Here is an 11659-nt window from a genome sequence, read left to right on the forward strand (position 1 = left end):
GCAGGCCCAGTTGTTGCCGCTGCCACCATTGCCCTTGTCGCCATGAACCTGTCCCGCCTCTTCATCCTGCGCCCCATCGCCACTTCGCTGTTGATGGTGGCGCTGCTCATCGCGGGCTTGCTGGCTTACCGGCTGCTGCCCATCTCGGCCTTGCCCGAGGTGGACTACCCCACCATCCAGGTCACCACGCTGTACCCTGGCGCCAGCCCCGATGTGATGACGTCCAACGTCACCGCGCCGTTGGAGCGCCAGTTTGGCCAGATGCCGGGTCTGTCGCAAATGTCGTCCACCAGCTCGGGCGGGGCGTCTGTCATCACGCTGCGTTTTGCACTCGATATGTCGATGGACGTGGCCGAGCAGCAAGTGCAGGCGGCCATCAACGCGGGCAGCAACCTGCTGCCCAGCGACCTGCCCATGCCGCCGCTGTACAGCAAGGTCAACCCGGCCGATGCGCCCGTGCTTACGCTGGCCATCACCTCGCCCTCGCTGCCGGTCATTCGCTTGAACGACCTGGTGGAAAACCGCCTTGCGCCCAAGCTCTCGCAGGTCAATGGTGTGGGGCTGGTGGCTATTGCTGGCGGGCGCCGCCCGGCGGTGCGCATCCAGGCCAACCCCACCGCGCTGGCCAACCTGGGCCTCACGCTCGAAGACGTGCGCAGCGCCATCGCAGCGGCCAACGTCAAGCAGGCCAAGGGCGGCTTCGATGGGCCCGCGCGCGCTTCCACCATCGATGCCAATGACCAACTGCAGTCCGCGCAGGAATACCGTGACCTGATCCTCGCGTTCAAAAACGGCAACCCCATCCGCCTGCGCGATGTTGCCCAGACGGTGGACGATGCTGAAAACACCCGCCTGGCTGCCTGGGCGGGCACGCCCGAGACGGGTTCGAAGTCGGGCGTCATTCTCAACATCCGCCGCCAGCCCGGTGCCAACGTCATTGAGACGGTCGATCGCATCAAGGCTCTGCTGCCCCAGTTGCAAAGCACGCTGCCCGCGTCGATGGACGTGCAGGTGCTCACCGACCGAACCACCACCATCCGCGCCTCGGTCAAGGACATGCAGGTCGAACTGGCCCTGGCCATTGGCCTGGTGGTGGCGGTGATTTTTGTGTTTTTGCGCAGCGCCTCGGCTACGCTCATCCCCAGCTTCGCGGTGCCGTTGTCGCTGGTGGGTACGTTCGGCGTGATGTACTTGGCGGGCTTTTCCATCAACAATCTCACGCTGATGGCGCTGACGATTTCCACGGGCTTTGTGGTGGACGACGCCATCGTGATGATCGAGAACATCGCCCGCTATGTGGAAGAGGGCGAGCCACCGCTACAGGCCGCACTCAAGGGCGCCAAGCAAATTGGCTTCACCATCATCTCGCTCACCATTTCGCTGATTGCAGTGCTGATTCCGCTGCTGTTCATGGGCGATGTGGTGGGGCGGCTGTTTCACGAATTCGCCATCACCATGGCGGTGGCCATTCTGCTGTCGGCGGTGGTGTCGCTCACGCTCACGCCCATGCTGTGCGCGCGCCTGCTGCGCCACACGCCTGAAGAAAGCCATGGCCGCCTGTACCGTGCCACTGGTCGGTTTTTTGACCGCACCATTGCCCACTATGGCCGTGCGCTGCAGTGGGTGCTGAACCGCCGGGGCCTGACCTGGCTGGTGTTTGGCGCCACGCTGGTGCTGACGGTGGTGCTGTACCTGGTGGTGCCCAAGGGGTTCTTTCCGGTGCAAGACACCGGCACGCTGCAGGCTACGACGGAGGCCGACCAATCCATCTCGTTCGTCGCCATGGCCGAGCGCCAGCAGCAGCTGGCAGAGCGCATCCTGAAAGACCCGGCGGTGAAAAGCGTGTCGTCCTTCATTGGCGTGGACGGTGCCAACACCACGCTCAACACGGGCCGCCTGCTCATCGACTTGAAGCCCCACGACGAGCGCGACCGGGCCCCCGTGGTGCTGCGCCGCCTGGCCGACGACACGCGGGACATTGTGGGCATTCGCCTGTATGCCCAGCCGGTGCAAGACCTCACCATTGAGGACCGCGTGGCGCGCACGCAGTACCAGTTGTTAATCTCGTCGCCCGACATGGCCCAACTGCAGACCAGCACCGCCGACCTGGTGGCGCGCATGCGCGCCTTGCCGCAGCTGGCCGACGTGGCCAGCGACTTGCAAAACCAGGGCCTGCAAGCCTTTGTGCAGATTGACCGCGCCCAGGCCAGCCGCTTGGGCGTGACGGTGGCGGGCATCGACACCGCGCTGTACAACGCCTTTGGCCAGCGGCTCATCTCCACCATCTTCACCCAGTCCAACCAGTACCGCGTGGTGCTGGAGGTGGCACCGCAATTCAAGCTGGGGCCCGAAGCTTTGAACAGCATCTACGTCACGTCGAGCGCGGGCAAGCCCGTGGCGCTGTCGTCCGTAGCCCGCATCGAGGAGCGCCCCATGCCCCTGGCGGTGAACCATGTGGGCCAGTTGCCTGCGGCCACCATTTCGTTCAACACCGCGCCGGGCGTGGCGCTGGGCGATGCGGTCAAGGCCATCGAGGCCGAGCAAGCGGCGGCGCGTGCGGCGGGCTTGCTGCCGTTGTCGGTGGACACGAACTTCCAGGGCGCGGCGCTGGCGTTTCAGGCGTCGTTGTCGAACACGCTGCTGCTGATTCTGGCGGCGGTCATCACCATGTACATCGTGCTGGGCGTCCTGTACGAAAGCACGATCCATCCGGTCACGATTCTGTCGACCTTGCCTTCAGCGGGCGTGGGCGCGTTGCTGGCGTTGTGGATGGCGGGGCTGGATGTGGACATCGTTGCGGTGATTGGCATCGTGCTTTTGATTGGCATCGTCAAGAAGAACGCGATCATGATGATCGACTTTGCGCTGGAGGCGCAGCGGGATCAGGGGTTGCCTGCTCGGGAAGCCATTTACCAAGCCTGTTTGCTGCGGTTTCGGCCGATTTTGATGACGACGTTGGCCGCTTTGCTCGGGGCGTTGCCGTTGATGTTGGGTGGGGGTGTGGGCAGTGAGTTGCGGCATCCGCTGGGGGTGACGATGGTGGGCGGGCTGATCGTGAGTCAGTTGCTCACGCTGTTTACTACGCCGGTGATTTATTTGACGTTTGAGGGGTGGGCTGAGAGGTGGCGGGCGCGGCGGGGGGCTGTGTGATGGGTGCTCCTGTTTTTGTAGCTGGTTGCGCTTGTTTTTTCTGCGCTGGAGGTCTTTTTTTCTTTGTGCTTTTGCATGGCGCGGGAGCCGGGTTGTCGCCCCGGCGGGCGACTCACTTTCTTTTGCTTCGCCAAAAGAAAGTAAGCAAAGAAAAGGCGACCCCAAGTCTGCGACCCCTTCGCTTTGCGAAGGGGCAGACCTGCGTCGGGGCAGTTGCGGGGTGCGCTGCGGAACTCACTGCGCGCCTTTTGCGCTTCGTTCAGACAGCAGCAGCGAGTCAGATGACGAAGCATGGGCGCACTTGCGCCCATGCCACCCCGCAACTGCCCCGACGCAGGCGCAGCCACAGGGGGTGGACAGCCGAACAGCCGAACATCCACACGGGCCATCGCGTGGCTCGGCCCAGCCTCGCGGGCGCAAGCGCCACGCGCTGCGCAGGCTGGGCCGAGCGGAGCAATGGCCCGAATGGATGTTCGCTTCCCCGCCCCTCTGTATGCGCCGAGGAGCGCAGCGGCCAGCGGATCAGGGCTCGCGACTGTCTGAGCGCAGCGAGTTTGAGCGAGACCCCGCTGGACGGGAGCACCGCAGGTTGCCCCAGTGCGCAGCGCTGGGGACGCAGACAGTGGGGTCGCCTTCTTTTGCCTTCTTTTCTTGGCGACGCAAGAAAAGAAGGTGCCCCGCCGGGGGCACATCCCGGCACCCGCCCTCAAATCAGGCACGCCGCAAGATCAGCGAGCAAGCCCCGGCTTCGACAGGCTCAGCCCCAACGGGCGGTGGCATTGCATGCGGGTGCTATTAATTTAATAGCTTCCTGCGCTTATTTCATAAGTGCTAGAGCCCAAAAACATTCTAAAACCCAGAGGCCCACCCCATGAGCCTCTCCACCCCCTTCATCCACCGCCCCATCGCCACCATGCTCCTCACCCTGGGCCTGGCCCTGGTGGGCGCGGTGTCGTACTTTCTCCTGCCCGTCGCTCCACTGCCGCAGGTCGACTACCCCACCATCTCCGTCAGCGCCAGCCTGCCAGGTGCCAGCCCCGACACCGTCGCCGCCACCGTAGCCACACCGCTAGAGCGGGCGCTGGGCTCCATCGCCGGGGTCAACGAAATCACCTCGCGCTCCATCCTGGGCAGCACTAGCATCACCCTGCAGTTTGACCTGAACCGCGACGTGGACAGCGCCGCGCGCGACGTGCAAGCCGCCATCAACGCCGCGCGCACGCTGCTGCCCACGGGCATGCCCAGCAACCCGACCTACCGCAAGGTCAACCCGGCCGATTCGCCCATCATGATCCTGGCGCTCACGTCCGGCTCGCTCACGCGCGGGCAGATGTACGACGCGGCTTCCACGGTGCTGGCGCAAAAGCTCTCGCAGGTCGAAGGGGTAGGGCAGGCCAGCGTGAGCGGCGGGGCGCTGCCTGCGGTGCGCGTGTCGCTCGACCCGGTGCGGCTGGCGGCCAACGGCGTGTCGCTGGAGCAGGTGCGCAGTGCCATCAGCACCACCAACGCCAACCGCCCCCTGGGCGCGGTGGAGCGCGAAGACCACTACTGGCAAATCGCCGCCAACGACCAAGCCCGCGTGGCGGCTGACTATGCGCCGCTGGTGCTGCGCTGGAAGGACGGCAACGCCATTCGCCTGTCCGACGTGGCCGATGTCACGGACTCGGTGCAGGACGTGCGCAACTTTGGCGTGGCCAACGGCAAGCCTGCCATCTTGCTGCAGGTGTTCAAGCAGCCCGGCGCCAATATCCTGGAGGCGGTAGACCGCGTGCGCGCCATGCTGCCGCAGCTAAAGGCGTCCATCCCGGCGGCCATCGACATTGAGATCGTCTCCGACCGCACGCCCACGCTGCGCGCCTCGGTCAAAGAGGTGGAGCGCGCGCTGCTCATCGCCGTGGCGCTGGTCATCCTGGTGGTGTTTCTGTTCTTGCGCAATGGGCGCGCCACGCTTATCCCGGCGGTGGCCGTGCCGGTGTCGCTGGCGGGCACGTTTGGTGTGATGTACCTGGCGGGTTACACGCTCGACAACCTCTCGCTCATGGCGCTGACCATTGCCACCGGTTTTGTGGTGGACGACGCCATCGTGGTGCTCGAAAACATCATGCGCCACATGGAGCGGGGCAAGTCTGCGCTGCAGGCGTCGCTCGACGGCGCGCGCGAGATCGGCTTCACCGTCGTGTCCATGAGCATCTCGCTCATCGCCGTGTTTGTGCCCATCCTGTTCATGGGCGGCATCGTGGGCCGGTTCTTTCGTGAATTCGCCATCGTCATGTCGGCGGCCATTTTGGTGTCGCTGCTGGTGTCGCTCACCACCACGCCCATGATGTGCGCGGCCTTGCTCAAGCACCCCGCGCCTGCACAGGCTGCGCCGCGCACGGGGTGGTGGGCGCGCTTTTCGCGGTGGGTCGATGGCTTGCAGGCCCGTGGCCTGCGGGGCTACCGCCACAGCCTGGCCTGGTGCCTGCGCCACCAGCCGGTGGTGCTGCTGGTGCTGGCGGGCGTGGTGGGTTTGAACGTGTACCTCTACACCGCCATCGACAAAGGCTTCATGCCCGAGCAGGACACGGGCCGCATCTCTGGCTTTATCCGGGCCGACCAAGCCACGTCGTACCAAGCCATGGAGCAGCGGCTGCAGCGCTTTTTGTCGATTGTGCAGGCCGACCCGGCGGTGGAATACGTCACAGGCTCCACCGGGGGCTGGCAGCGCAATGCAGCGATGATGTTCATGACGCTCAAGCGCGGGCCGGGGCAAGAGTCCTCAGAGGCCGTCATTGCGCGGCTGCGCGAGCAGCTCAAGAACGAGCCCGGCGCCCGCCTGTTCATGTCGCCGCAGCGCGATATTCGCATTGGCGGGCGGCAAAGCAGCGCGTCGTTTGACTACACGCTGCAGGCTGACGACATTGCCGAGCTGCGCACCTGGGAGCCACGCATCCGCCAGGCCTTGTCGCAACTGCCCGAGCTGGAAGACGTGAACAGCGACGTGGCCGACTACGGCCTGCAAACCACGCTGGTCATCGACCGCGACGCCGCCACGCGCGCGGGGCTGACCATGGCGCAGATTGACGCCACCTTGAACGACGCCTTTGGCCAGCGTCAAGTGGGCGTCATCTACAACCCCCTGAACCAGTACCGCGTGGTGATGGAAGCCGCGCCGCAATATTTGCAAAGCCCCGAGACGCTGCGCGGCTTCTTCTTTGTGAACAGTGCAGGGCAGCAGGTGCCGCTCACCGCGTTTGCACGCATCACCACCACCAACACACCGCTGTCCGTCAACCACGAGCGGGGCACGCCTGCCAGCACCATCAGCTTTAGCCTGGCGCCGGGCGTGTCGCTGTCGCAGGCGGCCGACGCGGTGAACAACGCCGTGGCCGAGCTGGGCGTGCCCGTGGGCATTCGGGGCAGCTTTAGCGGCACGGCGGGCGCGTTCCAGTCGGCACTGGCCGGGCAGCCGCTGCTCATTCTGGCGGCCATCATCACCATCTACCTGGTGCTGGGCATCTTGTATGAAAACCTGGTGCACCCCATCACCATCCTGTCCACGCTGCCCTCGGCCGGGGTGGGGGCGTTGCTGGCGCTGATGTGGTTCAAAACCGAGTTCTCGCTCATCGCGCTCATCGGCGTCATCTTGCTCATTGGCATCGTCAAGAAGAACGCGATCATGATGATTGACTTTGCGCTGGTGCGGCAGCGCACGGGGCACATCACTGCCGCGCAGTCCATCTACCGCGCCTGCAGCCTGCGCCTGCGCCCCATCCTTATGACCACCCTGGCCGCCATTTTTGGTGCGCTGCCCCTGGCCATCAACCGCGCTGATGGGGCCGAGCTGCGCCAGCCCCTGGGCATTGCCGTGGTGGGCGGCTTGCTGGTCAGCCAGTGGCTCACGCTGTACACCACGCCCGTGGTGTATGTCGCGCTTGACCGCTTGCGCCAGCGCGTGCTGCGCACCGTGCGCCGCCTGCGGGGGCGCTCGCCCCAGGCCGCCGTACCCGCCGTGCCCACCTCTGCGGCCCCTGCGCTTGAAGGAAACGATTGATGCCTGCCTTGTCCACCTCGTCTGCCGCACAACCCTCTGCGGAGCTTCCCTCTACCGCATCTCCGTCCTTGGTCTTTGCCTTGGCCTTTGCCTTATCGCCTGCTGCCTGGCGTTGCGTACCCACCCTGCTGGCCGCAGCCGTGCTGGCCGCTTGCAGCACCCCTGCGGTGTACGAGCGCCCCACCCAAACGGTGCCCGCCCACTACAAGGAAGCCCTGGCCGCCACGGCCGGCGGAGTGTGGCAACCCGCCCAATCTGGCCCATCTGGCCCAGCCGGGCAGCCCGGCGCAGAAGTGCCCGCCGCGTGGTGGACGCTGTACGGCGACGCCACGCTCAACACCCTGCAAGCGCAGGCCGCCAGCGGCAACCAGAACATTGCCTTGTCGCTGGCCCGCCTGCGCGCTGCCCAGGCCGCCGTGGCCAGCAGCCGCGCCAGCCAGGGCCCCACGCTGGGCACCAGCGCCAGCACATCGCGTGCGCGCAGCGGCAGCCAGGCGGCCGATGGCAGCAGCACCGCCCGCATCAGCACCAGCCACTCCATCGGCCTCAATGCCAGCTGGGAGTTGGACCTGTGGGGCCGCATTGCAGGCACCGTGGATGCGGCCCGCGCCAGCGCCCAGGCCAGCGCCGACGATCTGGCCGCTGCCCGCCTGTCGGTGCAGGCCAGCGTGGCGCAAACCTATTTTTCATTGCGTGCCGCAGAGGCCAATGCGCACATCCTGCGCGAGACGCTGCAAGCCTATGACCGAAGCTGGGAGCTGACACGAAACCGCCAGCAAGCGGGCGTGGCCTCGGTGGCCGATGTGGCGCAGGCCGAGTCGCAATACAAATCCACCCAGGTGCAACTGCTCGAATCTGAAAGCAACCGCACCCAGCTAGAGCACGCCCTGGCCGCCCTGCTGGGCCAAGCCCCCGCCAGCTTCAGCCTGCCTGCCACCGGCGGGCTGCCCCAGCCGCCCGTGGTGCCCGCCCAGTTGCCATCGCAGTTGCTAGAGCGCCGCCCCGACATCGCCGCTGCTGAGCGCCGCGTGGCCGCCGCCAACGCGCAAATCGGCGTGGCCCAGGCCGCGTTCTTTCCGGCGCTCACGCTGTCGGGCACGGCGGGGTACCGGGGCTCGGAGCTGTCCAACCTGTTCAACGCCCCCAACCTGTTCTGGTCGCTGGGGCCGCAGTTGGCGCTGTCGCTGTTCGATGGCGGTGCCCGCACTGCCGCCGTGGAATCTGCCCGCGCCGCCAACGAACAAGCCGCCGCCACCTACCGCCAAACGGTGCTCACGGCCCTGCAAGAGGTGGAAGACAACCTGACCGCTGCCACCGCCCTGGCGCAAGAGCAGCAACTGCAAACCGAAGCCCTGGCCGCCGCCCAGCGCGCGCTGGATGTGGTGAGCAATCAGTACCGCGCGGGCACCGTGGGGTATCTGAACGTCATTACCGCCCAGGCTTCGGTGCTATCGGCGCAGCGCAGCCTGATAGACGTTAAAAACCGCCGACTGGCGTCCGTGAACACGCTGCTTAAGAACGTGGCGGGGAGCTGGGCGCCGCGTGTGCGCTGACCCATGCCTTGGGCTCTTGTAGCGGCCATCAGACGGCCGACGCGCCACGCGACCGCGCGCCTTCCGCCAGCAGCCACTCGCGGAACGCTGCAAATGCTGGCAGGTCCATACGGTCGGGCCGGTAGCACAGGTAGTGGCCCTGGTCCACGTGGATGGCGCTACCGCAAGGGCTCAGCAGCGAGCCTTCGGCAAACTCCTTTTGCACCAGGAGTGCAGGTACCAGTGCGATGCCCAGGCCATTCAAGGCGGCCTGGATCAGCGCCGAATACTGGGCAAAGCGCGGGCCCGCCAGGGTCTGCACCTCGGGCACGCCATGCTGCGCGGCCCACTGCCGCCAAGCCGTGGGGGCGCCCTCGTGGTGCAGCAGGGTGTGGCCCAGGATGTCGGCCGGCTGGGCGATGCGGTGGCGCCCCTCGACCAGGCTGCGCGCCACGATGAGCACGAACTCGCGCCCTGCGATGTATTCAGACACCACGCCCGGCCAGCCGTCAGGCCCGTAGCGGATGGCGGCGTCCACGCCGGCCGGTATGCCGTCGCTGGGCTCCAGGTGGCGGCTGAAGCTGAGCATCACGTGGCGGCTTTGCTGGCTGAAGGCGGGCAGGCGCGGAATCAGCCACTTGGTGAGGAAGGTGGGCACGCTGGCCAGCGTGAGCAGGCCTGCGCCCGCATCGCCCGAGCGGGCCTCGAAGGTGGCTGCCTCGATGGCGCGCAGCCCGCCCGAAATCTTCTGCCAGTACACGCGGCCCTGCGGGGTGAGCTCCACGCCGCGGCCACTCTTTTGCAGCAACTGGCGGCCCAGAAAGGCCTCCAGCCCCGCGATCTGTTTGCTGACCGCGCTGGCCGTGATGCACAGTGCGCCCGAGGCGAGGGTGATGCTCTGGTGCCGGGCCACGGCGTCAAAGGCCAGCAGTTCCTGGATGGTGGGGCAGTCGCGTTTCATATACGGGTTTGATGAAAGCAGTGTGAAAAACGCTTTCCAATTGCTCAAGTGTCTTCATCCAAGTTTCACCCATCTATGGGTCTTTGCTCCCTAGAATTTGGCTGGCATTGCGGCATGCCTTTGCCGACAGTAGCGTATCCGGAAAGTGTTCCGGGCAACAAGAGTATCGGAGAGAACCTTTGGTTCGCGGCATTTCCCTCATCTACGGTCTTTACCTGCTGCTGCCCATCGCACTGCTCATGGTCGGTAGCGTGGGCGGCAACTGGACCAACACGCTGCTGCCCACGGGCACCACGGGCCAGTGGTACCTCGACCTGTGGCAGGACACCTCGTTCCGCAAGGCCTTCATGAGCAGCCTGGTGGTGGCCATGGCCGCCTGCGCCATCAACACCGTGCTGGCCCTGCCGCTGGCCTATGCGCTGTACCACGGCGCACGGCGTGGTGGTGGGCTGGCGGCGCGCATCGTGAGCGCCATGCCGGTGGCCGTGCCGGCCATCACCCTGGCCTTTGGCTACATGGTGGTGTTCAACACCGATCTGGCGCCCTGGCTCGGCTCCATGCCGTTGCTCATTGCCGCGCACGCCATCCTCACGCTGCCCTACCTTAGCAACACTCTGCTGACCGATCTGCGCCACCTGGACCTTGGCCGGCTCGAGCAGGCTGCGGCCACGCTGGGCGCCTCGCGCTGGCAGCAGTTCACCGGCATCGTGCTGCCCAGCCTGCGCCAGAGCCTGATCAGCGGGCTGGTCATGGTGGCCGCCATCTCGGTGGGCGAATTCGGCGTGTCCAACCTGCTCACCAGCTTCCAGAACCGCACCTACCCGGTCGTGCTGCTGCAGGCCTTCTACGGTGCCACGGGCTTTGCCTGCGCCGCCACGGTGATCCTGCTGGTGCTGGCCGGCGCATCGGCTCTCCTGTCCTCCTCTTTGGTAAAGCAGCGCCCATGAGCCTCGTCCTCGACAACGTCAGCTACCACTACCCGGGCAGTGCGCACGGCCTGCACGGGGTGTCGCTGCAGGTACGCACTGGTGAGCTGGTGGCGGTGATCGGGCCCAGCGGCTCGGGCAAGTCCACGCTGCTCCAACTGGTGTCGGGGCTCACGACCGGCCACACGGGCCACATCGCCTTCGATGGCAAGGACATGTCCCGCACACCGGTGCATGAGCGCCGCATGGGCATGGTGTTCCAGAGCTATGCGCTGTTCCCGCACCTGTCGGTGCTCGACAACGTGGCCTATGGTCTGAAGCTGCGCAAGGTGGCCACGGCCGAGCGCCACCGGCGCGCGCAGGAACTGCTCGACATCGTGGGGCTGGCGGAGTACGCACAGCGCGGCATTGCCCAGCTCTCGGGCGGGCAGCAGCAGCGGGTGGCACTGGCCCGTGCACTGGCCATCGACCCCTTGGCGCTGCTGCTCGACGAGCCGCTCTCTGCCCTCGATGCCAGCGTGCGCGGCCATCTGCGCGACGAGATCCGCGCCATCCAGCAGCGCTTTGGCGCCACCACGCTGCTGGTCACGCACGACCAGGAAGAGGCGCTTGTGATGGCCGACCGCGTGGCCATGCTCAAGGATGGCCGGCTGCTGCAGATAGCCACCCCGCGCGATATCTATGAGCAGCCCGCCAGCCGCGCCGTGGCCGAGTTCGTCGGCCTCTCGACCATCCTGTCTGCCAAAGTGCTATCGCCCGGACGCCTCGACCTGGGGTTTGCCCAACTGGCGGCCGGCACGGGCACCCGCGCTGCAGGCGCCCAGGTGCACGTGCTGGTGCGCCCCGAGCATATCCGGCCTGACCCATCGCCGGACAGCGTGAACCGCCTGGCCGGGCGCACTGGTGCCCAGCGCTACCTGGGCGCGCTCACGCGCTACGACTTCGAGGTGCCCGGCGCGGCCAAGCCCTTCCTGGCCGAGTCCCCCGTACCGGCGGTTCAAGCCATTGCCATCGCGCCCGAGCACATCCGCCTTCTTGACCACTGATCCCGATCGTT

6 protein-coding genes are annotated in these 11659 nt (G+C 66.3%); 5 read left to right on the top strand and 1 reads right to left on the bottom strand.

The features are described 5' to 3' along the window. Window positions 1–42 precede the first annotated feature (42 nt). The 3 genes from C8C98_RS16270 to C8C98_RS16280 all read left to right on the top strand — a co-directional run bounded on the left by C8C98_RS16270 (window position 43) and on the right by C8C98_RS16280 (window position 8736). Window positions 43–3150: an MdtB/MuxB family multidrug efflux RND transporter permease subunit gene (locus C8C98_RS16270; RefSeq protein WP_121455133.1), complete on the top strand. Its 3108-nt coding sequence runs from the start codon at window positions 43–45 to the stop codon at window positions 3148–3150. A gap of 871 nt (window positions 3151–4021) precedes the next feature. Next, window positions 4022–7183 (top strand): efflux RND transporter permease subunit, encoded by a 3162-nt coding sequence (locus C8C98_RS16275; protein WP_121455134.1) that lies wholly within the window; start codon window positions 4022–4024, stop codon window positions 7181–7183. After that, window positions 7183–8736, top strand: coding sequence for an efflux transporter outer membrane subunit (locus C8C98_RS16280; protein ID WP_121455135.1), 1554 nt, complete (start codon window positions 7183–7185; stop codon window positions 8734–8736). The genes C8C98_RS16275 and C8C98_RS16280 overlap by 1 nt, the downstream gene beginning before the upstream one ends. Window positions 8737–8764: 28 nt before the next feature. On the opposite strand, the gene C8C98_RS16285 is transcribed toward C8C98_RS16280, so the two are convergent. Further along, entirely contained in the window at window positions 8765–9676 is a 912-nt protein-coding gene (locus C8C98_RS16285) for a LysR substrate-binding domain-containing protein (protein WP_121455136.1), read from the bottom strand. A 179-nt stretch (window positions 9677–9855) separates the two neighbouring features. Here C8C98_RS16285 and C8C98_RS16290 point away from each other — a divergent pair, with 179 nt between their 5' ends. Both C8C98_RS16290 and C8C98_RS16295 read left to right on the top strand, forming a co-directional pair. Further along, window positions 9856–10623, top strand: a complete 768-nt coding sequence (locus tag C8C98_RS16290; RefSeq protein WP_121455137.1) for an ABC transporter permease — start codon at window positions 9856–9858, stop codon at window positions 10621–10623. Continuing rightward, window positions 10620–11648, top strand: a complete 1029-nt coding sequence (locus tag C8C98_RS16295) for an ABC transporter ATP-binding protein (protein WP_121455138.1) — start codon at window positions 10620–10622, stop codon at window positions 11646–11648. Before C8C98_RS16290 ends, C8C98_RS16295 begins: the two co-directional genes overlap by 4 nt. Window positions 11649–11659: the final 11 nt, after the last annotated feature.

This window comes from Acidovorax sp. 106 (assembly GCF_003663825.1).
Taxonomy (GTDB): domain Bacteria; phylum Pseudomonadota; class Gammaproteobacteria; order Burkholderiales; family Burkholderiaceae_C; genus Acidovorax.

Bases quoted from the DNA above. Each gene is read 5' to 3' on its own strand.
- C8C98_RS16270 (WP_121455133.1), top strand. From the start codon at position 43: ATGAACCTGTCCCGCCTCTTCATCCTGCGCCCCATCGCCACTTCGCTG.
- C8C98_RS16275 (WP_121455134.1), top strand. From the start codon at position 4,022: ATGAGCCTCTCCACCCCCTTCATCCACCGCCCCATCGCCACCATGCTC.
- C8C98_RS16280 (WP_121455135.1), top strand. From the start codon at position 7,183: ATGCCTGCCTTGTCCACCTCGTCTGCCGCACAACCCTCTGCGGAGCTT.
- C8C98_RS16285 (WP_121455136.1), bottom strand. From the start codon at position 9,676: ATGAAACGCGACTGCCCCACCATCCAGGAACTGCTGGCCTTTGACGCC.
- C8C98_RS16295 (WP_121455138.1), top strand. From the start codon at position 10,620: ATGAGCCTCGTCCTCGACAACGTCAGCTACCACTACCCGGGCAGTGCG.